Raw genomic sequence first — 25220 nt, forward strand, 5'->3', positions numbered from 1 at the left:
TTCACGGCGTGAAACCCAACGGAGAACCCCTTCGGGCGAGAGGGCAGTCTTCGGGCGACACCGGCGCGGTACCGCCGGCATCCCGCTTCGCCAACGGGATCGCAGGCCCTTTTGCGCCGCCGGAATTCGGTACTAACCCGGTCATGCGCCCGCCAAGCCGGCCTGGCCGGCGGAAATCCCCGGATCGTCACAGGCCTATGGCATTTGCGACGATTGCCGGCGCGGACGGGGTGACCCGAAGGGCGTGGTGCGATGCGCAATGCCGGGCCTTTTCCGTCCCGGGCCGCCGCCGCTCCGCCACCCCGGACGGGGATGCCGGGCGGATTGCCTCCGCCGGGTTGCCTATGACGGGTGACCACCTCCGGAGCGGCACGTCCTTTGCGTGAACGGGGCGAGCGGGCGGACCGGAACAGAGCGGCATCCTCCCGTAAGCCGGGAATGCGTCGCACGATGCGAATCCGCATCGCACGGCACAGGCAAAATGCAAAACGGGACCGCTGGGAGGTTGCGATGAACATGGTTTCCAGTGAACTGCTGCTCGGACTGGCGCAGAACATTGGGCTGTTCGCCGTCGTGGCGGTCGTCTTCCTGCAGATCCGCGGCCGCGCCGCCGGCTGGCCGGCGCCGCTGGCCAACGCCCTGCTGGGGCTGATGTTCGGCGGGGTGGCGGCCCTGGGCATGGCCGATCCGGTGCGGGTGGCGCCGGGCCTGTTCATCGACGCGCGCAACGTGATGGTCGGGCTGGCCGGGCCGTTCGGCGGTCCGCTGGCCGGGGCGGTGGCGGCGCTTCTGTCCGGTGCCTTCCGCCTCTGGATGGGCGGTCCGGGCGCGGTGGCGGGGGTCACGTCGCTGTTCGGGGCGGGGCTGATCGGCATGCTGGTGGGCGCGGCGGCGCGGCGGAGCGGGCGCTTCAGCAATCGGCATCTGACCGCGTTGGCCCTGCTGGTGACGGTCATGGCGCCCTTCAGCTTCCTGCTGCTGCCCCCCGATCTGGCGCGCCGGCTGATGGACACCGCGCTGGTGCCGCTGAGCCTCGGCAACTTCTTCGGCACGCTGGCGCTGGGCACCTTCCTGCGCAAGGAGCAGGAGCGTCTCGATCTCCAGATCGCCCTCACCGAAAGCCAGCGCCGCTTCACCGCGACGGTGGCGAACCTGCCGGGCGGCGTGTATCAGCGGGTGCTCGGGGTGGACGGCCGGTTGCGCTTTCCCTATTGCAGCCCCGGATTCTTCCAGGTGATGGGCCTGCCGCCGACCGAGCGGGTGACGCTGGAGGCGCTGAACCGCATCCTCCATCCCGAAGACCGCCCGCGCCTCTTCGCCTCGATCCATGCCTCGGCCGAGACGCTGGAGCCCTGGAACCTCGAATACCGGATCGTCCGGTCCGACGGCGAGATCCGCTGGATCAGCGCCACCAGCCGCGCCGCGCAGCGCGACAACGGCGACATCGTGTGGGACGGCATCGTCACCGACGTGACCGAGGCCAAGCGCAACGAGCAGGCGCTGATCCAGGCCCGCCTGGAGGCCGAGGCGGCCAGCCGCTCCAAGGCCGAGTTCCTGGCGACCATGAGCCACGAGATGCGCACCCCGCTGAACGGCATCCTGGGCTTCTCCCGCCTGCTGCTGGACGAGGATCTGACGCCGCGGCAGAACCACCACGCCCGCCTGGTGCGCGACGCCGGACGGTCGCTGCTGACGGTGATCGAGGATGTGCTGGACTTCTCCCGCATCGAGGCGGGACGGCTGGTGTTGAACGACACCCCCTTCGCCATCCGCGACCTGATCGCCAACTGCGCGGCGGTGCTGCGCCTGGAGGCCGAGGCGAAGGGCTTGACGCTGCACGCCGCCGTCGCGCCGGACGTTCCGGACTGGCTGAACGGCGATCCCGACCGGCTGCGGCAGGTGGTCCTGAACCTGCTGGCCAACGCGGTGAAGTTCACCGAGCATGGCGGCGTCGGCCTGACCATCGTGAAGATCGCCGATACGCCCACCGGCCCCCACCTGACGATCAGCGTCACCGACACCGGGATCGGCATTCCGCTCGACCGGCAGGGCCAGCTGTTCCAGCGCTTCAGCCAGATCGACCGGTCGCGCGGGGGCACGGGCCTGGGCCTCGCCATCAGCCGGCGGCTGGTGGAAATGATGGGCGGAACGGTCGGGGTGCAGAGCCAGGCGGGCGTCGGCTCCACCTTCTGGCTGTCGCTGGTGCTGCCGGAATCGGCCCCGCCCATCCGGGGCTGCGTCCCTTGCGCGGCGGCCCCCCCGGCCCCGCGCCGTCCGTCGCGCATCCTTCTGGCCGAGGATCTGGCGATGAACCGGGAACTGACCGTGGCCATGCTGCTGGGGGGCGGCCACCGGGTCGACACGGTCACCGACGGGCGGCAGGCGGTGGAGGCGGTGCAGCGCGGCGTCTACGATCTCGTGTTGATGGACGTGCACATGCCGGAAATGGACGGTCACGCCGCCACGCGGGCGATTCGCGCCCTGCCGCCGCCGGTGGGGGCCATCCCGATCCTGGCGATGAGCGCCAGCGCCTTGCCCGACGAGGTCCAGCGCTGCCACGCCGCCGGCATGAACGGCCACATCGCCAAGCCGGTGGACCGCAGCCTTCTGCTGGACGCCATCGATCGCGCGGTGGAAGGCGCCGTCGAGGGCGAGCCGGCCGTTCCGCCGAGGACCATGGCGGCGCCGATTCCGCTCCGTCAGCCGCTGGACCTGGCGATGCTGCGCCGGTTGTCCGACGACCTGGGGGAGGGCGCCTGCGTCCGTCTCGCCGTCGCCTTTCTCGATGACCTCCCCGAGCGGATGAGCCTCCTGGTCGCCGGCGGCGCGTCGGGGGCCGAGTCCGGCGACGTGGCGGCGCAGGCGCAGCAATTGATCGCGCCGGCGGCGAGTCTGGGGCTGGTCCGTCTGGCGTCCACCTGCCGCGCGCTCTGCGCCGCGTCCCGGGCGGGTCGCCGGGACGAGGCGGCGGGACTGGTCCGCAGCGTCCTGGAGGCGGCGGCGGAGGGGGAGAGGGCCCTGCGCGACGTCCTGTCGGCCAACCGGGCGGAAGGCCTTTTCAAGTCTCTTGCGAAGGACATCGTCCGGACGCCATAATTACCATGCGCGGCAATTTTCTCTCTTCCGGCGTGCGCCGGACTGGGCGGGCACCGGTGATCGACGACGTTTTCCTGACGACGGAGGGGTCCGCCGCGGCCCCCCGCACGCGGTTGCGGACCCTGTTGACGACCATCGTCGGGGTGATCGCCCTGTTCGGAGTCGGCCTGTGGGGGGCGGCCACCTGGGCCGACCGCGACGAGGCGGTGAGCCATGCCCGCGACCGGACGCTGAGCGCCGCCCGCCTGCTGCACGAGCATGTGCGCCGCACCGTCGCCACCAGCGATCTCGTGCTGCAGCGCGTGGACGACCGGCTCCGCGTGCGGGAGATGGAATCGGTCGCGCGCGACCTGCCGCTGTGGCAGGAGCTGCGCGCCATGGCCGACGCCATACCGGAGATCAGCGCCATCTGGATTCACGACGCCGCCGGAAACGGGCTGCTGACCACGCGCCAGTTCCCGGCCCCGCCGATGAACAACACCGACCGCGCCTTCTTCCAGGCCCACCGGAACGGCGAGGCGTTCCACATCGGCGGGATGATCCGGGGCCGCCTGTCGGGCAAGCCGACCTTCACCATCAGCCGAAGGATCGGCACGGTGGAGACGTTCCAGGGCACCGCCAACATCGCCGTGGACCTTGATTATTTCCGGTTCTTCTTCGAGGGGCTGAACATCGGCCGCGGGGGGGCGGTCGCCGTCTACCGCGAGGACGGTACCCTGCTGTTCAGCCTGTCCGGCCAGGAAAGCGACGCGACGCCGTCTGCGGCACCCGCTGCAGCCCCCGCTGCGGCCCCCACTGCGGCCCCACCGAACCTGCCGCCGGTCGCTCCGCCGATGGACGAGGCGCCGCGGACCACCGGCGGCACGATCTTCAGCCGGTCCCCGGTGGACGGGTCGGAACGGATCGTCGCCAACCTGCGGGTCCAGGATCTGCCGCTGATCGTGCAGGTCGGCATGTCGCAGGACGAGGCGCTGACCCCCTGGCGCGAGCGCACGATCCATGGCGGCCTGCTGGTCCTGCTGGCGGTGGCCGCCTGCGCCGCGCTGGCGATGGCGGCGGCGCGCAGCCTGTCGCGCGAGGAGGTGGGGCGCCGCCGGCTGGCCGAGACGAACGCCGACCTGGACGCCACCGCCCGCAGCCTGGAACAGGCCAACCGCGCCTTCGCCGGGGCCAACCGGCGGCTGAACCTGATCCTGCAATCCGCGTCGGAGGGCATCTGCGGCGTCGACCGGGACGAGCGCATCACCTTCGCCAACCCCGCCGCCTGCGCGCTGACCGGCTACAGCAACGAGGAGATGCTGGGCCGCAGCCTGCATGTGCTGCTGCACCACACCCGCGCCGACGGCACGCCGGCGCCGACCATCGACTGCCCGGTCTTCGAGGTGCTGCGCACCGGCGAGGCGCGGGGCGGCTCGGAGGACATCTACTGGCGCAAGGACGGCACGAGCTTTCCGGTGGAGTTCGCGGCGTCGCCGATGCTCGAGGACGGGCGGGTCGAGGGCGCCGTCGTCGTCTTCCACGAGATCGCCGAGCGCAAGCGGGCCGAGGAGGCCCTGCACCAGGCCAAATCCGTGGCCGAGGCGGCCAGCCGCGCCAAGAGCGAATTCCTGGCCAACATGAGCCACGAGATCCGCACGCCGATGAACGCCATCCTGGGTCTGGTCCATCTGCTCCAGCAGACCGACCTGTCGACGCGCCAGCGCGACTACGCCCAGAAGATCCGCGTGTCGGCGCAGTCGCTGCTCGGCATCCTCAACGACATCCTGGACTTCTCCAAGGTCGAGGCCGGCAAGCTGGAGCTGGAGCGGGTGGAGTTCCGCCTGGACGACCTGCTGCAGAACCTCGCGGTGATCGTCGGCGCGGCGGCGCAGGACAAGGACATCGAGGTCCTGTTCTCGGTCGGGCCGGAGGTTCCGCTCGACCTCGTCGGCGATCCGCTGCGCCTCCAGCAGGTGCTCATCAACCTCGCCGGCAACGCCATCAAGTTCACCGACGCGGGGGAGGTGGTGGTGTCCGTCCGCGCCGTCGAGGTGACGGAGGAGCGGACGGTCCTGGCCTTCTCAATCCGCGACACCGGCATCGGCATCGACGCCGAGCAGAAGGAGCGGCTGTTCCAGGCCTTCAGCCAGGCCGACAGCTCCACCACCCGGCGTTACGGCGGCACCGGCCTGGGGCTGGCCATCTGCACGCGGCTGGTCGCGCTGATGGGCGGCGTGATGGACGTGACGAGCGAGCCGGGCCGCGGCAGCGACTTCCATTTCACCGCCGTTTTCGGGAACGCCGCCCGCGGGCTCGCCGCCCTGGGGAGCGCCGGGCGGGCGGGGGAGCGTCCGTCGCGGTTCCGCGCCGTGCCGCGCGGCCTGTCGGTGCTGGTGGTGGACGACAACCTCACCGCGCGCGAGGTGCTGGGCGAGCTGGTCACCTCCTTCGGCTGGCGGACCTCGCTCTGCGCGTCGGGGGCCGAGGCGATCGCCGAGCTGGAGCGCGCGACCGCCGCGGGGCAGCCCTACGACGTCGTGCTGATGGACTGGAAGATGCCGGGGATGGACGGGCTGGAAACCTCCCGCCGCATCCGCGACGACGGGCTGGTCAAGGCGCCGGTCATCATCGTGGTCTCCGCCTTCGGACGCGAGCGGATGGGCGCCCAGTCGGGGGATGCGGACGCGCAGGATCTGGGGCTGAGCGGCGCTCTGGTGAAGCCGGTCACCGCCTCCTCCCTGCTCGACGCGGTGATCGACGCCTTTGGGCGCGGCGCCGACGGCGAGGCGCCGGGCACCGCCCCGCTGCACGCCTGCGCGCCGGTCCCCGCCGGGCTTCTCCGGCCGCCGCAGCGGCGCCCGCTGTTCGGGCAGCGCCTGCTGCTGGTGGAGGACAACGGCATCAGCCAGGAGGTGGCCCGTGAGATCCTGGAGCGCGCCGGCGCCCGCGTGACCCTGGCCGGCAACGGCTACGAGGCCATCGCTTGCGTCGAGGAGGCGGACCCGCCCTTCGACCTCGTCCTGATGGACGTGCAGATGCCGGAAATGGACGGTTTCGAGGCGACCCGCCGGCTGCGCGCCCGGCCCGCCGGGCAGGGGCTGCCGATCATCGCCATGACCGCCAGCGCCCTGCCGTCCGACCGCCAGCGCTGTCTGGACGGCGGCATGGACGACCACATCGCCAAGCCGATCGACGTGGATCAGCTGTTCTCGGTGGTGACGCGCTGGCTCGGCCAGCCGGCGGTGGGCAGTCTGGCTGCGGGCAATTTGGCTGCGGGCGCGCCGCTGCTGCCCAAGGCCGTGCCCTTCGCGGCCCGCGCGTCCCTTCCCATCGAGCTGCCGGGCATCGACGTGCAGGACGCGCTGCACCGGCTCGACGGCGACGTCGGGCTGTTCCGCAAGTTCGTCGCCGACTTCGCCCGGACCTACGACGGGGTGGCGGACGGAATCGCCGTCGCCCTGGCGTCCGGGGACTTGCCGCGGGCCAAGGCGCTGGGGCACGAGTTGAAGAGTCTGGCGGGCAACATCGGCGCCCGCAGGCTGTCGGCTGCCGCGGACGCCGTGCAGGTCGCCGCCTTCCGTGGGGACGGAGGGGCGGCGGCGGCGCAGCTGCCGGTTCTCCGTGCGGAGCTGGAGGCGGTGCTGGACTCCGCCGCCCGGCTGGCCGTTGCGCCGGGACGCGCACCCGGCGGCGCACCCAAATGCGGCGCTGGCGGTGGCGCTGGGGAGCCGGCGGTGGACATCCAGACGCTGGACTCCATGCTGGAGCGTTTCGCGCGGCTGCTGCGTGACAGCAACTTCGCCGCGGCCGAGGAGTTCGCCGCCCTGGCTCCGTCGCTGGCCGACTGGATCGACCCGGTGGCCATGAAGTCGCTCTCATCCGCCGTCGACGGCTTGGACTTTACAAAGGCTCAAGGAATATTGCGCAGGATCATGCTGGATCTCGGCTTGTCCCTTCCGGCCGACTGACCCGCGCCGCACCCGCAACCGCCGTCTGGGACCCGCTCTCCGGGACCCGCCGCCCGGGAACCACCCTCCAGGAACCGACCATGACCGATGCACGTCCCAAAATCCTGGTGGTCGATGACATCCCGTCGAACGTGCATGTGCTGAGCCGCATCCTGAAGGACGAGCACGACATCTATTTCGCCACCGACGGGGCGAAGGCGCTGGAGCTGGTGCAGGCCCGGCTGCCCGATCTCGTTCTGCTGGACATCATGATGCCGGGCATGGACGGCTACGAGGTCTGCTCGCGGATCAAGGCCGACCCGATCACCCGCGACATCCCGGTCATCTTCATCTCGGCCAAGAGCGAGGTGGAGGATGAGACCTATGGGCTGGAGGTCGGCGCCATCGACTTCATCTCCAAGCCGATCAGCCCGCCCATCGTCAAGGCCCGCGTGCGCAACCATCTGCTGCTGAAGCGGCAGACCGATCTGCTGCGCACCCTGTCCTTCAACGACGGCCTGACCGGCATCGCCAACCGCCGCCGATTCGACGAGGTGCTGATGCGCGAATGGCGGCGCTGCGGACGGGCGCAGCTTCCGCTGTCGCTGATCATGCTCGATGTCGACCAGTTCAAGCCCTACAACGACCATTACGGCCATCAGGCGGGCGACGAGTGCCTGCGCGCGGTGGCGCAGATCCTGGGCGGGCAGATCATGAGGCCGGGCGATCTGATCGCCCGTTACGGCGGCGAGGAGTTCGTCTGCCTGCTTCCCGAAACCGACGAGGACGGGGCGGTCGAGGTCGCCGAACGCCTGCGCCAGACGGTGGCCGAGCGGCGCCTGCCGCACGCGGTCTCCCACGTCGCCGACCACATCACCATCAGCCTGGGCGTCGCCACCGCGCGGCCGATGCCGGACGACACGCCGGACCGGCTGACCCAGCTTGCCGACGGCCTGCTCTATGAGGCCAAGCGCGCCGGCCGCAACCGTGTGTGCAGCGGCGGTGTGGAGGTTGCGGTATAAGGGGCCGACCTGAGGCATCACGGGTGCAGCCATGAGTTCGGCCAGAGCCGGAGACGACCGCGCAACCGCGGACCGGCGTCCTTTTGCAGCGACTCCGCCCGACGTGCGCGGGCGCGGCTTCTCCAGCCGGGCTTCCCTGCCGGTCATGGAAGGCTGGATCGACGCGACCATTCTCCCCTTGCCGCCACGCGCCGCGGCTCCGGCCGATCTCGCCGCCACGCTGGCGGAGGGCGTGGTTCTCGCCGCACCGGTGAGCGCGCCGGGGGATTGGCCGCCCGCCGACCGGGCCGCCCGCGACGGGGTGGCGGTCGCCTCCAGCGACACGCTGGGCGCCGGCTCCTACAACCCGGTTCCGCTGCCCGGCGCCGTGACGGTCGCGGCGGGCGAGCCGATGCCGCCGGGGACCGACGCCGTGCTGCCCGTGGAGGCCATGCAGGCCGATGGCCCCTTCGTCGAGGCGCTGGGCAGCGCCGCTCCGGGCGAGGGAATGGAGCGGCGGGGCGAGGGCCTGCGCGCCGGGACGGTGGTGATGACGGCCGGGCACCGCTTGCGCCCGCAGGATCTCGGGCTGCTCGCCGCGCTGGGGGTCGGCACGGTGAGCGTCGGTGCCCGCCCGCGGGTGCGGATCGTGCTGGCCGGGGGGCCGCGGTCCGGCCCCGAAACGCTGGGCGCCATGCTGACCGCGCTGGTGGCGCGGGATGGCGGCGTGGTGGAGCTGATGGGGCCGCTGCCCGCGGACCGCGCCGCGCTGGCCGCCGCCTATGCGGCTCCCGGCGCCGACCTGCTGATTTCCGCCGGGCGCACCGGGGTGGGGGACGACGACGTGGCCCCGCTGGCGCTGGCCGACGCGGGGCAGCTCACGCTGCACGGCGTGGCCCTGCGCCCCGGCGATTCGGCGGCTCTGGGGCTGGCCGGCGGCGTGCCCGCCCTGCTGCTTCCCGGCGAACCGATGGCCTGCCTGACGGCCTACGAACTGCTGGCCGGGCGGGCGGTGCGCCGTCTGGCCAGGCGCGACCCCGCGCTGCCGCATCCGGCCGTCCCCGCCGTGATGGTGCGCAAGCTGGTGTCGGAGATCGGCTGCACCGAACTGTACCGCGTGCGCCGGACGGCCGACGGGATGGTCGAGCCGGTGGCCTCCCCGCACCGGCCGGGTCTGGCGGGGGCGGTGCTGGCCGACGGCTTCGTGCTGATCCCGGCGGAAAGCGAGGGCGTTCCCGCCGGGGCGACCGTGACCCTGCGCTGTTTTGACGGTACAACTCTCTGAACGGCATCAAACGAGGGGGGAGGGGCGTGTCCCAACAGGACATCCGGCGTTTTGTCGCCCAGGCGGCCCGGCAGGAGCAGTTTCTCGAGGTGGTGGGCCGCGACGAGGCCGAGGCGCGGTTCCGCCGCCATCTCGACCTGACGCCCAAGGGGGCGGAGACGGTGCCGCTGGGCGCCGCGCTGGGCCGCGTCCTGGCCGCCGACGTGGTGGCGGAGGTCGATGTGCCCGGCTTCGACCGTTCCTCGGTGGATGGCTTCGCGGTGCGCGCCGCCGACACCCAGGGGGCGGGCGAGGACACGCCGGTCGTTCTGCGTCTGAACGAGGAAGTGCTGTCGGCCGGGCGCGTCCCGTCCCTGACCGTCGCCCCCGGAACGGCCACGGTGCTCGCCACCGGCGGCATGCTGCCGCGCGGCGCCGACGCCGTGGTGATGGTCGAGCACACCGAGTCGCATGAGGAGGGCGACGCCCTTCTGGTGGAGATCCGCAAGCCGGTGGTGCCCGGCGCCTTCGTCGCCGCCGCCGGGTCGGACATCGGGCGCGGCGAGACGGTGATGCGCCGCGGGCAGTTGCTGACCTCCCGCGAGATCGGCGTGCTGGCCGCCATCGGGCGGGCCGAGGTGTCGGTGGTCCGCCGCCCCCGCGTGGCGATCCTGTCCACCGGCGACGAGATCGTCGCGCCGGGCGCGCCGATCCGGACCGGCGCCGTCTATGATTCGAACGCCGCCATCCTCGCCGCCGCGGTGGAGGAGCTGGGCGGGGAGGCGGTCCGGCTGGGCATCGCCCGCGACGACGAGGCGGAGCTGGCCCCGCTGGTCGAGCAGGGGCTGGCCTGCGACGCGCTGCTGCTGTCGGGCGGCACGTCGAAGGGGGCGGGCGACCTGTCCTACCGCATCGTCAGCCGCCTGACCGACCCCGGCATCGTTGCGCATGGCGTCGCGCTGAAGCCCGGCAAGCCTCTGTGCCTCGCCGTAACGAAGGGCAAGCCGGTGGTGATCCTGCCCGGCTTCCCGACCTCCGCCATGTTCACCTTCCACGAGTTCGTCGCCCCGGTGCTGCGCGCGCTGGCCGGCCTGCCGCCCGCCGCGAAGGAGAGCGTGGAGGCGACGGTGCCGATGCGGCTGGGATCGGAACGGGGCCGGACCGAATATGTCATGGTCTCGCTGGTGCGCGGGGCCGACGGCGCTCTGGCGGCCTATCCGCTGTCCAAGGGTTCCGGCGCGGTGACCGCCTTCAGCGCGGCGGACGGCTTCATCGCCATCGACCCGCAGGCCGAGGCGGTGGAGGCCGGCACCCCGGTGTCGGTCCAGCGCATCGGGCGCGACACCCGCCCCGCCGACCTGATCGTGATCGGCAGCCATTGCGTCGGGCTGGACGCCATCACCGGCCAGCTCGTCGGGGAAGGGTTGACGGTCAAGGCGCTGAACGTCGGCTCGATGGGCGGGCTCGCCGCCGCCCGGCGCGGCGAATGCGACGTGGCGGCCATCCACCTGATGGACCCCAAGAGCGGCGCGTACAACCGCCCCTTCCTGACCCCGGCGCTCGGCCTCGTGACCGGCTACCGCCGCCTCCAGGGCATCGTCTTCCGCAAAGGCGACACTCGTTTCGAGGGCGGAACGGCCGAGGAGGCCGGTCTGGCGGCGGCGCAGGACCCCGACTGCATCCTGGTCAACCGCAACGCCGGCAGCGGCACGCGCATCCTGACCGACCGGCTGCTGGGGGCGGCGCGCCCCACCGGCTACTGGTCGCAGGCCAAGTCGCACAACGCCGTGGCGGTGGCGGTGGCCCAGGGCCGCGCCGACTGGGGCGTCGCCATCGAAAGCGTCGCCACCCTCTACGGGCTGGGCTTCCTGCCCCTGCAGGCGGAGCATTACGACTTCGTGATCCCCAACGACCGCCGGGAACGGCCGGCGGTCCGGCGCTTCCTGGCGGCGCTGGCCGATCCGGCGGTGCGGGAGAGGCTGACGGCTCTGGGCTTTACCGTTCCGGAAGCGGAATGAATTCCGTCTCGCCGGGAACGGCGTCGAACCGCCCGGCCTTCCATTCGGCCTTGGCCTGTTCGATGCGGTCCTGGCGGCTGGACACGAAGTTCCACCAGATGTGGCGCGGGCCGTCCATGACGGCGCCGCCCAACAGGATCAGGCGGGCGGCGGTTTCGGCCTCCACCGTCACCGCGTCGCCGGGGCGCAGCACCAGGAGCCGCCCGGCCTCGAAGCGGTCGCCGTGGATGGTGACGGTGCCGTCGGCGATGTAGAGCGCCCGCTCCTCCGTCTCGCGGTCGATGGGCAGGCGGGCGCCGGCGTCCAGCGAGGCATCGACGTACAGCGTGTCCCACAGGGTGTTCATGGGCGAACGTACACCGTACGCCTCGCCCGCGACGACGCGCAGCCGCTTGCCCTCGCCCTCCACCACCGGCAGCTCGTCTGCGCCGAGATGGACGAAGGCGGGGTCGGTTTCCTCATGGGTCTTGGGCAGGGCGACCCAGGACTGGATGCCCGACAGCAGCCGGTCGCGCCCGCGCTCGTCGGTGGCGGAGCGTTCGGAATGGGCGATGCCGCGCCCGGCGGTCATCCAGTTCACCGCCCCCGGACGGATCGGCAGGACGGTGCCCAGGCTGTCGCGGTGCAGGATCTCGCCATCGAACAGATAGGTGACGGTGGCCAGCCCGATGTGCGGGTGGGGGCGGACGTCGATGCCCGCCCCGGCCTTGAGGATCGCCGGCCCCATCTGGTCGAGGAAGACGAACGGCCCGACCATCCGCTTGCGGACGGAGGGCAGGGCGCGCCGCACCTCGAACCCGCCGATGTCGCTGGTGCGCGGGACGACCACCGTTTCCAGCCAGCCGTCCGGAGACTCGGTCGATGTTGGCGCCGTCGTCATGCTTGTCCTCCCGTTCCCGAAGCCTGTTCCCAATGGTGGGTGCCACCAACAGGTGGGGTCCGGCGCCGCGAATGGGAGGGGGAAAGCGCTCAGTGCCTGGGGGTGCCGCAGCCGCCGCTTCCGCAGCCGCAGCCGCCGGCCGGGGCGGTGACGTGGATGGCGCCGCGCGCCGTGGCCAGCAGCACGTCCAGCGGGATGCCGGTGGCCTTGGCGAGATCGCCCAGGCTGGCGCTGTCCGGCACGCCGACTCCGGGGTTGAAGACCGGGTGGATCTGCGCCAGACGGCCCACGGCGTCCGGATCGACGGCGTTCAGCGCGCCCAGGGTGGTGTCGCCCGTCAGGGTGTTGGCGATCAGGATGTCGGCCATGGCGTGTCCGAAGCGGGAGGGAAGGGGAATCGGCGGAAGCCGAAGGTGCCGCCCGACCAAAAAGCCTTCCTTGACGCCTGTCAAGACGGTGGCGGAGGGGGGAATGGGAAGAAAAAAGGACCCGAAACGCCGAAGGGCCCGCGCGGTGCAGCGCAGGCCCTTCGGGTATTTGGTGGAGCCAAGGAGGATCGAACTCCTGACCTCTACAATGCCATTGTAGCGCTCTCCCAGCTGAGCTATGGCCCCGAAACTCTGGGTGGCGAGCCTTGCGGCCTGCCTCGGTGGAGCGGGATATTGGTCAGGACGGGGGGCCGATGCAAGAGAAAAATTCGGCCCCACCCACCTTTTTCCACCCCACCGCACCCCTCCTTCCTAGGGGAGCGCGGATCAGCGCTCCTCCTCGTCCTCGCCTTCGACGTCGACGACCTCGTCCATGTCGTCCTCGCCCAGCTCCGAGGTGTCCTCGATCAGGACATCGTCCTCGTCCTCGGGAGTCTCGTCGGTTTCCTCGATGTCGTCGACGGACACGTCGTCCTCGACCTCATCGAGTTCCGTCGACTCCTCTTCCTCGGTCTCGGTTTCCTCGTCCTCCGAGGAGACCACCGGGGCCTTCTTGACATCGTCGACCGGCGCCGGGCGCGCCTTGCGGGACTTCAGCAACGCCTCGGGATCGAACTGCGCTCCGCAGCTCGGGCACACCGGCGGGTCCTTGCGCAGATCGTAATAGCGCGCGCCACAGCTCGGGCAGATGCGCTTGACGCCCCATTCGGGTTTGGCCACGCCTCGTCCTCCGTCACGTTCCTAGGGAATGCCCAATTCGGGAATTGCAAGAATTACAAGCCGCGCCCTTTGCCACGCCAGCGGGCGCTTGTCAAAAAAAAGTTCGCTGAATGTCGCCGGCAAACTGGCGGAGGCGCCGGCCGGTGACAAACTTCACCCTGCGGTGGTCCTCCGGGCCGCCGGCAAGGATACCATGATAATGGGGGAGGAACCCGATGCCGATCCTGCTGTCCCGCCGCTGGCGGGCGCTGCTGTCCGCCGGCCTGCTGGCGGCGCTGCCGCTGGCGGCCCTGGCCCAGACGGCGTCCTCCACGGCGCCCTCCACAGCGTCACCCACAGCGCCTTCCGCCGCGGGTGACGTGGCGCCGGAGCGCGCGACCGGACGCGGCAGCCGCGGCGTCGACACCGCCACCCGGTACATGGTGGCCGCCGCGAATCCGCTGGCGGCGGAAGCCGGGCGGGAGATCCTGCGCGCGGGCGGCAGCGCGGTGGACGCGGCCATCGCCGTGCAGCTCGTCCTCAATCTGGTGGAGCCGCAAAGCTCCGGCATCGGGGGCGGCGCCTTCCTGGTCCATTACGATGCCGCAACGAAGACGGTGACCTCCCTCGACGGGCGCGAGACGGCGCCCGCCGCGGCGACTCCGGAGCGTTTCCTGGGAGCGGACGGCAAGCCGATGCCCTTCTACGACGCGGTGGTCGGCGGGCGGTCCGTCGGGGTGCCGGGCACGGTGATGCTGCTGGAGCACGCCCACCGCACGCACGGCAAGCTGCCCTGGCCCCGCCTGTTCGAGCGCGCCATCGCGCTGGCCGAGACCGGCTTCACGGTCAGCCCCCGGCTGAACGGCCAGCTGGCGATGGAGAAGCACCTGCCGGCCAACCCCACGGCGCGCGCCTATTTCTACCAGCCGGACGGCACGCCCTGGCCGGTCGGCCATGTGCTGAAGAATCCGGAGTTCGCGGCGACCCTGCGCGCCATCGCCGAGAGGGGCTCCGCCGCCTTCTACGAGGGGCCGATCGCCGCCGACCTCGTCACGGCGGTCACCGGCCATCCCACCAACCCCGGCGACATGACCGAGGCCGACCTGAAGGCCTATCGGGTGAAGGAGCGGGAACCGGTCTGCGGTCCCTATCGCGCCTACACCCTGTGCGGCATGGGGCCGCCCAGCTCCGGCGGGGTCGCGGTGCTGCAGATGCTGGCCGTCCTGGAGGGACGCGACATGGCCGCCACCCGCGGCGACCCGGCGCTGGCGGCGCACTGGCTGTCGGAGGCCGGGCGACTCGCCTTCGCCGACCGCGGGCTCTATCTGGCCGACCCGGATTTCGTGTCGGTGCCGGTGAAGGGGCTGCTCGACCGCGGCTATCTGGCGGGCCGCGCCGCCCTGGTCGGCGAGCGGTCCATGGGCAAGGCGCAGCCGGGCGAGCCGCCCTTCCGGGAAGGCCGCGCCTGGGGCTTCGCCGAAGCCGAGGAGCATGGGACCAGCCACATCTCGGTGGTGGACGGGGCGGGCAACGCGGTCGCCATGACCACCACCATCGAGGACGGCTTCGGCTCCCGCCTGATGGTGCGCGGCTTCCTGCTGAACAACGAGCTGACCGACTTCGCCTTCACCCCGACGGAGGACGGCAAGCCGGTCGCCAACCGGGTGGAGCCGGGCAAGCGCCCGCGCAGCTCGATGGCGCCGACGCTGGTCTTCCGCGACGGCGCCCTGGTGGCCTCGGTGGGGTCGCCGGGCGGCAGCAACATCATCAATTACGTGGGCAAGACGCTGGTCGCCCTGCTCGACTGGAACCTCGACCCGCAGGCGGCGGTGGACGCTCCCAATTTCGGCAGCCGCAACGGCCCGACCGAGCTGGAGCAGGGCACCGAGGCGGAGGGCTGGATCGCCGCGCTGGAGGCGCGGGGGCACACGGTCAAGGCGATGGAGCTGACCTCCGGCACCCAGGCGATCGTGGTGACCGGCCAGGGGCTGTCCGGCGGCGCCGACACCCGGCGCGAGGGGGTGGCGGTCGGGGACTGATCGCTAGAGCCGCGCATCGCTCGCATCGCCCTTCCCGCTGTGCTAGGTACTCCGCCCTGGTCACATTCTTGTCTGGGGAGCCCTCCCATGCTGCAGGCGAAGCCGCTTCGCTCATCCTCCACCGGCGCGCTGGCCGGCACCATCCGCGTGCCGGGCGACAAGTCCATTTCGCACCGGTCGCTGATGCTGGGCGCCGTTGCGGTGGGCGAGACCGTCATCCACGGCCTGCTGGAAGGGGAGGACGTGCTGAACACCGCCGCCGCCATGCGTCTGCTCGGCGCCCAGGCGGAGCGCGGCGGGGACGGCGTGTGGCGCGTGCGCGGCGTCGGTCTGGGCGGGCTGGGCGAGCCGACGCAGGTGCTCGACATGGGCAACAGCGGCACGGCGGCGCGCCTGCTGATGGGCCTCGTCGCGTCGCACCCGATCACCTGCGTCTTCACCGGTGACGCCTCGCTGAACAAGCGTCCGATGGCCCGCGTGACCGGCCCGCTGGAGCAGATGGGGGCGCGCTTCGTCGGGCGGTCCGGCGGGCGGCTGCCGCTGGCCGTGGTCGGCAGCGACCGCACCGTGCCGATCACCTACCGGCTGCCGGTGGCCTCCGCCCAGGTCAAGTCGGCGATCATCCTCTGCGGCCTGAACACCGCCGGCACCACCACGGTGATCGAGGCGGAGCCGACCCGCGACCACACCGAGCTGATGCTGCGCCATTTCGGCGCCACCGTCACGACCGAGCGGATGGAGGACGGCTCCCTGGCCGTCTCCGTCGTCGGCCAGCCCGAGCTGACCGGGCGTGAGATCGTCGTGCCCGCCGACCCCAGCTCCGCCGCCTTCCCAGCGGTCGCGGCCCTGCTGCGCCCCGGCTCGGAGCTGCTGCTCCCCGGTGTCGGCATGAACCCGCGCCGCACCGGCCTCTACGACACGCTGGTCGAGATGGGCGCCGACATCGCCTTCGAGAACCGCCGCGACGAGGCGGGCGAGCCGGTGGCCGACCTGCGGGTGAAGCACGGCCCGCTGAAGGGCATCGTCGTCCCGGCGGACCGCGCCCCCAGCATGATCGACGAATACCCGATCCTCGCCGCCGCCGCCGCCTGCGCGGAAGGCACCACCGTCATGCTCGGCCTGAAGGAGCTGCGCGTGAAGGAGAGCGACCGCCTCGCCATGGTCGCCGACGGGCTGACCAAGTGCGGCGTGAAGGTGGAGGTCGGGGCCGACGACAGCCTGACCGTCTACGGCACCGGCAAGCCGCCGCAGGGCGGCGCCACCGTCGCCACCGCCATGGACCACCGCATCGCCATGAGCTTCCTGGTGCTGGGCATGGCCACGGCCGAGCCGGTGCAGGTGGACGACGGCGCCTTCATCGACACCAGCTTCCCCGGCTTCGTCGCCCTGATGAACGGCGTCGGCGCGAAGATCGCGGGGGTCTGAGGGCGATGGGACGGGTCATCGCCATCGACGGGCCCGCCGCGGCGGGCAAGGGCACGCTGTCCAAGCGGGTCGCCCAGGCCTACGGCTTCGCGCATCTCGACACCGGCGCGCTTTACCGCGCCGTCGGCGTCAGTGTCCTGCGCGCGGGCGGCGACCCGGCCGATGCGGAGGCCGCGACACAGGCCGCCCGTGGGCTGCGGCCGGACGACGGCATCCTGAACGACCCGGCCCTGCGCAGCGACGAAGCGGCGCAGGCGGCGTCGAAGGTCGCCGCGGTGCCGGCGGTGCGGGCCGCGCTGCTCGATTTCCAGCGGACGTTCGCCGCGACCCCGCCCGGCGGCGCGCCGGGGGCGGTGCTGGACGGGCGGGACGTCGGGACGGTCGTATGCCCGACCGCCGATGCCAAGCTGTTCGTTACCGCTTCCGTGGAGGTGCGGGCCGAGCGGCGACTCAAGGAGTTGCGGGAACGCGGGATTCCGGCTATACCGTCCGACGTCCTGGAGGACATGAAGGCCCGTGACGCGCGCGACAGCCAGAGGACGGTAGCACCGCTCCTGCCGGCTGCCGACGCTTTTGTGCTTGATACCTCCGCCCTCGACGCCGACCAGGCGTTCGCAGCGGCGACCGCCTTTATCGGAACGAAAACCGGTTTCGGCCCCAAGGTCTGAGCATCAGGGTCCGGGCGCTTCGGCCCTCCAACGGAACATATGTCAACCAAGTCGCCGGGCGTGGTGCCCGGCGCGGTGGTCCCATCGGGGGCCGGCCCGTTTTGCCGCGGGACGGACCATGGCGGGATCGCTTTCGGCCAACCTTAGGAGTTTCAATGGCACAAGCTATGGCCCGGACCGGCGAGAAGGAAAGCTTTGCGGCTCTGCTCGAGGAGTCGCTCGGCACGGCCGAGTCCCTCGAAGGCTCGGTCGTCAAGGGCCGCGTCGTCTCCGTCGAGAACGACATGGTCACCATCGACGTCGGCCTGAAGTCGGAAGGCCGCGTCGCGCTGAAGGAATTCGCCGTTGCCGGCCAGCCGCCCGAGCTGAAGGCGGGCGACACCGTCGAGGTGTATCTGGAGCGCATGGAAGACAAGAACGGCGAAGCCGTTCTGTCGCGTGAGAAGGCCAAGCGCGAAGAGGCCTGGGCGCTGCTGGAGAAGTCCTTCCAGGACCAGACCCGCGTCACCGGCGTCATCTTCGGCCGCGTCAAGGGCGGCTTCACCGTCGACCTGTCGGGCGCCGTGGCGTTCCTGCCGGGTTCGCAGGTGGACATCCGTCCGGTCCGCGACATCTCCCCGCTGCTGGGCACCCCGCAGCCGTTCCAGATCCTGAAGATGGACCGCTCGCGCGGCAACATCGTCGTGTCGCGTCGCGCTGTGCTCGAAGAGAGCCGCGCCGAGGCCCGTTCGGAGCTGGTGGCCAACCTCAAGGAAGGCCAGGTTCTGCAGGGTGTGGTCAAGAACATCACCGACTACGGCGCGTTCGTGGATCTGGGTGGCGTCGATGGCCTGCTGCACGTCACCGACATCGCGTGGCGCCGCATCAACCACCCGTCCGAGGCCCTGCAGATCGGCCAGACCGTCACGGTCCAGGTCATCCGCTTCAACCCGGAGACCCAGCGCATCAGCCTCGGCATGAAGCAGCTGGAAGCCGATCCGTGGGAAGGCGTGGAAGCCAAGTACCCGGTCAGCTCGCGGTTCAAGGGTCGCGTCACCAACATCACCGACTACGGCGCCTTCGTGGAGCTGGAGCCGGGGATCGAGGGCCTGGTGCACGTCTCGGAGATGTCCTGGACGAAGAAGAACGTCCATCCGGGCAAGATCGTGTCGACTTCGCAGGAAGTCGAGGTCATGGTCCTGGACGTCGATCCGCAGAAGCGCCGCATCAGCCTGGGCCTCAAGCAGTGCCTGGACAACCCGTGGGAGACCTTCCTCGACAAGTTCGGCCCGGGCACGGAGCTGGAAGGCGAGGTCAAGAACATCACCGAGTTCGGTCTGTTCGTCGGTCTGCCGGGCGACATCGACGGCATGGTCCACATGTCCGACCTCGACTGGAACAAGTCGGGTGAGGAGGCCATCGCCGAGTACAAGAAGGGCGACCGCGTCAAGGTCAAGGTCCTGGACGTCGACGTCGAGAAGGAGCGCATCTCCCTCGGCATCAAGCAGCTCGCGAACGATCCGTTCGAGGCTGCCACGGCCGGCCTGAAGAAGAACGAGGTCGTCACCTGCACCGTGACCCAGGTCACCGACGGTGGCATCGAGGTGACGGTCGGCGAGGGCTACACCGGCTTCATCCGCAAGTCGGATCTGTCCCGCGACCGTTCGGAGCAGCGTCCGGACCGCTTCGCCGTCGGCGAGAAGGTCGACGCGAAGGTTACCCAGATCGACCGCGGCTCCCGCCGCATCTCGCTGTCCATCAAGGCCCGCGAGATGGAGGAGGAGAAGCAGGCGATGGCCGAGTACGGTTCGTCCGACTCGGGCGCCTCGCTGGGCGACATCCTGGGTGCGGCTCTGAAGCGCAAGCAGCAGACCGGCGAGGAGTAAGGTCCTTCCCATCTCCCTCCCCTGCGAAAGCGGGGGAGGGCCGGGGAGGGGGCCAGTCTCCCGCACCTACGCCAAAGAAAAAGCCGCCGCGGTCACCCCGCGGCGGCTTTTTCCTTTTTAACGCGTCAGTCCCTCATCCCTCCTCGTCCTCCTTGATGAGATCGCGGTAGGCGTGCCAGCTCGCGTGCCCGACCAGGGGCAGGGCGACGATCAGCCCGAGGAAGCCGGTCAGCAGCCCGGCGCCGGTCACCAGCACGATCAGCCCGGCCCACAGCGCCATGACGCGCGGGTTGCGCAGCACCGCCATGGCCGAGGCCACCGCCGCCGCGAAGACGTCCACCGGGCGGTCCATCATCATCGGCAGGGCGGTGACGTTGGTGATGAAGGCGAAGGCGGCGAAGGCGAAGCCCAGCGCCGTGATGAAGGCGGTGAAGACCAGACCGTCCAGGCTGAACATCTGCGCCACGAAATGATCGAGCGCGATGGCCTCGTGCGGGAAGAACAGGGCGAAGGCCACCACGTTCATCCGCGCCCAGATCATCACATAGAGCATCAGGATCAGGCCGGCGGTCAGGATGTGGTAGGGGTTGGCCCGCCACGCGGTCAGCGCCCGCCACAGGCTGGGCCGCCGCCCCTCCTCGACGTCCTTGGAGATCCGGTAGAGGCCGAGCGCCAGAAGCGGGGCGATCAGCAGGAAGGCGCCGATCATCGGCGCGATCAGATAGGCCATCCCGGCCAGCACCAGCCCGCCGGTCAGCGCGAAGCCGATGGCCACGAACAGGGCGCCGTAGGCGAGGCTGACCCAGCCCGACGCCCGCAGGTCCGCCCAGCCGGCCCGCAGCCAGCCCAGCGCCTGGGCGGCGGTGACGGTGCGGACGCGGTCCGCGTAGGGCAGGCCGGCCAGCGGGTCGGCGGGGCCGGTGTGATGGGCGTGCGTCATGGCGAACCTCCAACCGCGTCCCTCCAACCGCGTTCGGCGACGGGGACCGTTCCATCCATGTCATCGGAAATGGTGTGATCAAAGGCAATCCGTAAGACGGATTAATCACATTTCGGGCCTTTTTCCGGACGGTGATCGGGCAAGCCGGAGCGTTGCCGGGAAAAGGGTTCCGCCAGAAAGGCTTAGCTTGACGGTCACCGGACCCGGTGGCACGCTTGCGCGCAGGTCAAGGAGCGCGGTCCAAGGGCGCTCGAACCGGGGGAAACGGAATCGCCATGACCAAATCAGAGCTGATTCAACGGCTCGCGGAGCGCAATCCGCATCTGTACCAGCGCGACATCGAAAAGATCGTCGGCACCATCTTCGACGAGATCTCCGAAGCGCTCGCCCGCGGCGACCGGGTGGAACTGCGCGGGTTCGGCGCCTTCTCCGTCAAGCGTCGCGACGCCCGCACCGGCCGAAACCCGCGCACGGGCGAAGCCGTCGAGGTGGGCGAGAAGGCGATCCCCTTCTTCAAGACCGGAAAACAGTTGCGCGAGCGCTTGAACACCGACGAATGATTTCCGTTCATTGACAGCCTGTCACTGATTCATCGGCCCGGACCCGGCGCTGCCCCGGTCCCCGACCACGGACACGAGGACCATACCCGTGCGTTTCATCGCCCTCATCATCGCCGTTCCCATCGCGCTGGCCGCGGTGCTGTTCGCCATCTCCAACCGTGGCCTGGTCACGCTGTCGCTCTGGCCGCTGCCCTTCACGCTGGAGGTTCCGGTCTACCTCGCCACGCTGGTGGCGCTGGTGATCGGCTTCCTGGCCGGCGGAGTCGTCGCCTGGAACGCCCAGCGCCGCCACCGCCGCCGCGCCCGCCGCTCCTCCGACCGCGTGTCCTACCTGGAGCGCGAGCTGAAGGAGACGCAGGTCCGCGCCGCCGCCGCGGAGAAGCGTCTGGCGGAGATGAACCGTCCGGTGTCCGGCACCGGCGGCCTGCCCGCGGTGACCGGCTCCGGCGCCGCCCTGCCGGCGACCACGGTCCACTGACCGCCCGCCGGCATCCCCTTCGGCCTCCCGTCCGGCTGGGGGGCGGGAGGGGGGTTCCGCTTTGCCGGACCTGTGGAGGGAGCCGCCGATGCGCACCGTCACCGGAGCCGAGCTGAAATCCGTCCTGCACTTCCGCATGCTGATCGAGCGCATGCGGCAGACCTTCCGCGCCGGGGTCGAGGTGCCGATGCGGCACCACCACACGGTCGAGACCTATGGCCGGAACGACGGCACGCTGCTGCTGATGCCGGCGTGGCAGGTCAACCAGTCCATCGGCGTCAAGGTGGTCACCGTCTTCCCCGACAACGGGGCGAAGGATCTGCCGGCGGTGCAGGGCATCTACCTGCTGATGGACGGCAGGACGGGGATGCCCCAGGCGGTTCTGGACGGCACCGCGCTGACCAAGCGGCGCACCGCGGCGGCCTCCGCGCTCGCCGCCTCCTACCTCGCGCGGCCCGACTCGGAACGGCTGCTGATGGTCGGCACCGGGGCGCTGGCGCCCGAGCTGATCGAGGCCTTCGCCACCGTCCTGCCGATCAAGCATGTGCTGGTCTGGGGCCGCAGCCTCGAGAAGGCGAAGAAGGTGGCGAGCCGCTTCCACCGCCCGAAATTCCGCATCGAGGCCACCGCCGACCTGGAGGGGGCGGTGCGCGGCGCCCAGGTGATCTCCTGCGCCACGCTGGCGAAGGAGCCGCTGATCCGCGGCGAATGGCTTCAGCCGGGCGCCCATCTCGACCTCGTCGGCGGCTTCACCCCGGAGATGCGCGAGGCGGACGACGACTGCATCCGCCGCTCCCGCGTCTTCGTGGACACCCGCGAGGGGGCCTGCACGGAGGCGGGCGACATCGTCCAGCCGATGAAGGCCGGCATCCTGACCGACGCGGACATCGCCGGCGACCTCTACGACCTCACCCGCGGCCAGCGCGCCGGCCGCCGCTTCTACGACCAGATCACCCTGTTCAAGTCGGTCGGCACCGCGCTGGAGGACCTCTGCGCCGCCCAGCTGGCGGTGGAGATGGTGATCCACAACGACACGATCCGTTAAGGCGTTTTCCCATCATGACTCTCCGCATCACCGTCGTCGGCGCCGGCATCATGGGGCTGTGCACGGCCTGGGCGCTGGCCCGCGCCGGGCACGAGGTCGCGGTCTTCGACCAGGGCCAGGTGCCCAACCCCTTCGGCAGCTCCGTGGACCAGCACCGGCTGTTCCGCCACGCCTACGGCGCCAGCGCCGGCTACGCCCGCATGACCGACCGCGCGCTCCAGGCCTGGGAGCGGCTGTGGGGCGACCTGGGCGAACGGCTGCTGGTTCCCAGCGGCACGCTCTGCACCGCCTCGGCGGAGGACGGGCGGCGCTGGCTGGCCGACAGCGCCGCTGTGCTGGAATCGCTGGGCCATCCCTTCCGCCGCCTGACCCCGGCGCAGCTCGCCGCGGAATTCCCGCTGGTCGACGCCAACGCGGTGGCCGAGGGGCTGCATCTCGAGTCGGGCGGCGTGCTGCTCGCCGGGCGCATCGTGGAGCTGCTCAGCCATCATCTGAACGCGCTGGGGGTGACGGTTCACGCGCGTGCCCCCGTGACGGCGATCGACGCGGAGCGCGCCACCGTGACGCTCGCCGACCGCCGGACCATCGGCGCCGACGCCCTGGTCGTCGCCGCCGGGGCCTGGGTGACGAAGCTGCTGCCGGAGACGGCGGCGCGCCTGACCCCGTCGCGGCAGGTGGTGGCCTATCTGATGCCGCCGGAGGGGCTGCGCGGCGTCTGGGCCAAGGCGCCGATGCTGATCGACGCGGACGGGGAGAGCGGGGTCTACGTCGTGCCCCCGGTGGCCGGCACGACGATGAAGGCGGGCGACCACCGCTTCTCGCGCGTCGGCGACCCGGACGCCGACCGCGACCCCGATCCGGACGAGGCGCGCGACGTGCTGGACCGCGCCCGCCGGGTGCTGGCGGACGGCCACCGCTACAGCCTCGCCAACGCGGCGACCTGCTTCTACACGGTGACCGACGACGAGCGCTTCGTCGTCGAGCCGCTGTCCGCCCGCTGCTGGCTGATGAGCGCCTGCTCCGGCCACGGCTTCAAGTTCGCCCCGGCGCTGGGCGAGGCGCTGGCGGGCGCCATCGCCGATCCGGTCGGCGATCCGGCGCAAGCGTCGCAATTGCCGGACTGGGCCGCCGGGCGCTGAGCGCTCTCCCGGCGCCGCCCCTCCGGGAACCGGCGGAACGGTGCGGCTCCACCCCTGTTGAGAGGGCAATCAGCCTGTGTTGGCTGAAGCCTTACCGACAGGGAGTGAAGCATCCATGGCCGACGAACCTCGCAAAGTGGGTGTCTATGACACGGACGGCAACCGGACGGCGACGGGCGGTGCGGCCGGCTCCATGAACTGGTGGGTCATCGCGCTGGTCGTGCTGGTGGTCCTCGCCCTCCTCTATTTCTTCCTCTGAGTCCGGACCACGTCCGGATCGGACCAGCACAGGAGCGGGTTCATGAACAAGAAGACCATTGTCGCGCTGTACGACGATCTGTCCGGCGCCGAACGCGCGTTGAGCGAATTGGAGGCCGCCAATCTGCGGCAGGACTTCACCATGATGGGCGCCGACAGCGCGAAGCTGGGCTCCTCGGCCAGTCTGGCCACCGAGAACCGGCTGGAAAGCTGGCGCCACGCCGCCGATTTCGGGCAGGACCCGAATTTCGACGCCCGCGACCGCCGCGTCTCCATGCTGACCGGCGTCGGCGTGACGCGGGAGGACGCGGAGGTGTTCGCGGAGGGCGTGCGCCGCGGCGGCGTGCTGCTGGTCGGCCGGGTCGATGAGGCGATGTGCGACTCCGCGCTGACCGTCATGCAGCGCCACGGCTCGGTGGACATCCCCGGCCGGGCGCAGGGCTACCGCGAGGCCGGCTGGAGCGGTTACGACGCCGGCACCGCCGATTACGACAGCGAGCAGGTCGCCGAGGAACGCCGCCGCGCCGCCGCCGCTTCGCTGCGCGACGTCAACACGCAGGGCGCCAACCCGGCGGCGGGCGCTCCGGCCGCCACGCCGACCGCCGCCCCGGCGGCGACCCCGGTCTCGACCCCGACCGGCCGCGTCGATGTGAACCGCGAGTAACGTTTCCTAATATCTCTCCGGCCCCCGGAAGTCTGGTGATTGCCGCCGGCCCTTGTTAGGCTGCGCCCCGTCACCATCGTCCAGGGTCCGGAGAGCCGTTTTTCCATGAGCACGCCCAGCATCGCGCCCGCCTCGCGCATCTTCTGCGCCGTCGATACGACCGACCTCGACACCGCCCGCGACCTCGGCCGGCGCATCGCGGGGGTGGTCGGCGGGATCAAGCTGGGGCTGGAATTCTTCATCGCCCATGGCCCGGCGGGCATCCGCGCGGTGATCGGCGAGGATGGTCCGCCGCTGTTCCTCGACCTGAAGCTGCACGACATCCCCAACACGGTGGCGGGCGGCATCCGGGCGGCGCTGCCGCTGAAGCCGGCCTTCCTGACCATCCACACCTCCGGCGGCCCGGCGATGATGCGCGCGGCGGCGGAGGCCGCGGCGGGCGCCGGCGCGGAGCGTCCGAAGATCCTCGCCGTCACCGTGCTGACCAGCATGGACGCCGCCGACCTCCAGGCCGTCGGCCAGAGCGTTCCGGTGGCTGATCAGGTGAAGCGGCTGGCGCTGCTCGCCAAGGACTCCGGGGTGGACGGCGTCGTCTGCTCCCCCGCCGAGGTGGCGCTGATCCGCGAGGCCTGCGGGCCGGACTTCATCCTGATGGTGCCGGGCATCCGCCCCGCCTGGGCCGCCGCCAACGACCAGAAGCGCGTCATGACCCCCGCCGAGGCGCTGGCCGCCGGGGCGGACCATCTGGTCATCGGCCGCCCGATCACCGGCGACGCCGATCCGGAAGCCGCCGCCCGACGCATCGTTTCGGAACTGTAAGGACCCGC

General features: G+C 71.2%; 20 protein-coding genes and 1 tRNA gene. 16 read left to right on the plus strand and 5 right to left on the minus strand.

The features are described 5' to 3' along the window. The first annotated feature begins 510 nt into the window (after positions 1–510). The 5 genes from TSH58p_RS12800 to TSH58p_RS12820 all read left to right on the plus strand — a co-directional run bounded on the left by TSH58p_RS12800 (position 511) and on the right by TSH58p_RS12820 (position 11305). Positions 511–3096, plus strand: a complete 2586-nt coding sequence (locus TSH58p_RS12800; RefSeq protein ID WP_158282619.1) for an ATP-binding protein — start codon at positions 511–513, stop codon at positions 3094–3096. Positions 3097–3152: 56 nt separating this feature from the next. Next, a complete protein-coding gene (locus TSH58p_RS12805) occupies positions 3153–7043 on the plus strand; it encodes a response regulator (protein ID WP_247874096.1) in 3891 nt (1296 codons plus the stop codon). A gap of 80 nt (positions 7044–7123) precedes the next feature. After that, the gene (locus TSH58p_RS12810; RefSeq protein WP_109070679.1) at positions 7124–8044 is read left to right on the plus strand and encodes a diguanylate cyclase; all 921 of its coding nucleotides are present in this window, start codon (positions 7124–7126) and stop codon (positions 8042–8044) included. A gap of 31 nt (positions 8045–8075) precedes the next feature. Next, on the plus strand, positions 8076–9308 hold the full coding sequence (locus TSH58p_RS12815) for a molybdopterin-binding protein (protein ID WP_109070680.1): 1233 nt from the start codon (positions 8076–8078) through the stop codon (positions 9306–9308). Between the two features lie 26 nt (positions 9309–9334). After that, positions 9335–11305: a molybdopterin biosynthesis protein gene (locus tag TSH58p_RS12820; RefSeq protein ID WP_109070681.1), complete on the plus strand. Its 1971-nt coding sequence runs from the start codon at positions 9335–9337 to the stop codon at positions 11303–11305. Here TSH58p_RS12820 and TSH58p_RS12825 read toward each other — a convergent pair. The 4 genes from TSH58p_RS12825 to TSH58p_RS12840 form a co-directional block, all read right to left on the minus strand. After that, entirely contained in the window at positions 11283–12185 is a 903-nt protein-coding gene (locus TSH58p_RS12825) for a pirin family protein (protein ID WP_109070682.1), read from the minus strand. The two genes, TSH58p_RS12820 and TSH58p_RS12825, sit on opposite strands and share 23 nt — an antisense overlap. 89 nt (positions 12186–12274) lie before the next feature. Further along, positions 12275–12553, minus strand: coding sequence for a hypothetical protein (locus TSH58p_RS12830; protein WP_109070683.1), 279 nt, complete (start codon positions 12551–12553; stop codon positions 12275–12277). Between the two features lie 170 nt (positions 12554–12723). Continuing rightward, positions 12724–12799: transfer RNA gene (locus tag TSH58p_RS12835), tRNA-Ala, on the minus strand. A 141-nt stretch (positions 12800–12940) separates the two neighbouring features. After that, on the minus strand, positions 12941–13333 hold the full coding sequence (locus tag TSH58p_RS12840; RefSeq protein ID WP_035671072.1) for a TIGR02300 family protein: 393 nt from the start codon (positions 13331–13333) through the stop codon (positions 12941–12943). A gap of 215 nt (positions 13334–13548) precedes the next feature. Here TSH58p_RS12840 and ggt point away from each other — a divergent pair, with 215 nt between their 5' ends. The 4 genes from ggt to rpsA all read left to right on the plus strand — a co-directional run bounded on the left by ggt (position 13549) and on the right by rpsA (position 19309). Further along, positions 13549–15351, plus strand: a complete 1803-nt coding sequence (gene ggt, locus TSH58p_RS12850; protein ID WP_109070684.1) for a gamma-glutamyltransferase — start codon at positions 13549–13551, stop codon at positions 15349–15351. Between the two features lie 87 nt (positions 15352–15438). Continuing rightward, on the plus strand, positions 15439–16776 hold the full coding sequence (gene aroA, locus TSH58p_RS12855; RefSeq protein ID WP_109070685.1) for a 3-phosphoshikimate 1-carboxyvinyltransferase: 1338 nt from the start codon (positions 15439–15441) through the stop codon (positions 16774–16776). 5 nt (positions 16777–16781) lie between these two features. Further along, the gene (gene cmk / locus TSH58p_RS12860; RefSeq protein ID WP_109070686.1) at positions 16782–17444 is read left to right on the plus strand and encodes a (d)CMP kinase; all 663 of its coding nucleotides are present in this window, start codon (positions 16782–16784) and stop codon (positions 17442–17444) included. Between the two features lie 155 nt (positions 17445–17599). Further along, positions 17600–19309, plus strand: coding sequence for a 30S ribosomal protein S1 (rpsA, locus tag TSH58p_RS12865; RefSeq protein ID WP_041810874.1), 1710 nt, complete (start codon positions 17600–17602; stop codon positions 19307–19309). 133 nt (positions 19310–19442) lie between these two features. Here rpsA and TSH58p_RS12870 read toward each other — a convergent pair whose 3' ends face one another. Beyond that, positions 19443–20249, minus strand: coding sequence for a DUF2189 domain-containing protein (locus TSH58p_RS12870; protein WP_109070687.1), 807 nt, complete (start codon positions 20247–20249; stop codon positions 19443–19445). Positions 20250–20524: 275 nt separating this feature from the next. On the opposite strand from TSH58p_RS12870, the gene ihfB reads away from it, so the two are divergent. From ihfB to pyrF, 7 genes are all read left to right on the plus strand, one after another. Further along, entirely contained in the window at positions 20525–20809 is a 285-nt protein-coding gene (gene ihfB, locus TSH58p_RS12875; protein ID WP_014239239.1) for an integration host factor subunit beta, read from the plus strand. Positions 20810–20897: 88 nt separating this feature from the next. Continuing rightward, positions 20898–21287, plus strand: a complete 390-nt coding sequence (locus TSH58p_RS12880) for a lipopolysaccharide assembly protein LapA domain-containing protein (RefSeq protein ID WP_109070688.1) — start codon at positions 20898–20900, stop codon at positions 21285–21287. Positions 21288–21375: 88 nt separating this feature from the next. After that, complete coding sequence (locus tag TSH58p_RS12885) at positions 21376–22332, plus strand: ornithine cyclodeaminase family protein (RefSeq protein ID WP_109070689.1); 957 nt, start codon at positions 21376–21378, stop codon at positions 22330–22332. A gap of 14 nt (positions 22333–22346) precedes the next feature. Continuing rightward, a complete protein-coding gene (locus tag TSH58p_RS12890; protein WP_109070690.1) occupies positions 22347–23471 on the plus strand; it encodes an FAD-binding oxidoreductase in 1125 nt (374 codons plus the stop codon). Between the two features lie 115 nt (positions 23472–23586). Next, positions 23587–23730, plus strand: a complete 144-nt coding sequence (locus tag TSH58p_RS33120; protein WP_014239243.1) for a hypothetical protein — start codon at positions 23587–23589, stop codon at positions 23728–23730. A 42-nt stretch (positions 23731–23772) separates the two neighbouring features. Further along, positions 23773–24393, plus strand: a complete 621-nt coding sequence (locus TSH58p_RS12895; RefSeq protein ID WP_109070691.1) for a hypothetical protein — start codon at positions 23773–23775, stop codon at positions 24391–24393. A 105-nt stretch (positions 24394–24498) separates the two neighbouring features. Continuing rightward, entirely contained in the window at positions 24499–25212 is a 714-nt protein-coding gene (gene pyrF / locus TSH58p_RS12900; protein WP_109070692.1) for an orotidine-5'-phosphate decarboxylase, read from the plus strand. The last annotated feature ends 8 nt before the right edge of the window (positions 25213–25220 follow it).

Origin of the sequence: Azospirillum sp. TSH58 (genome assembly GCF_003119115.1) — a bacterium.
Classification (GTDB): domain Bacteria; phylum Pseudomonadota; class Alphaproteobacteria; order Azospirillales; family Azospirillaceae; genus Azospirillum.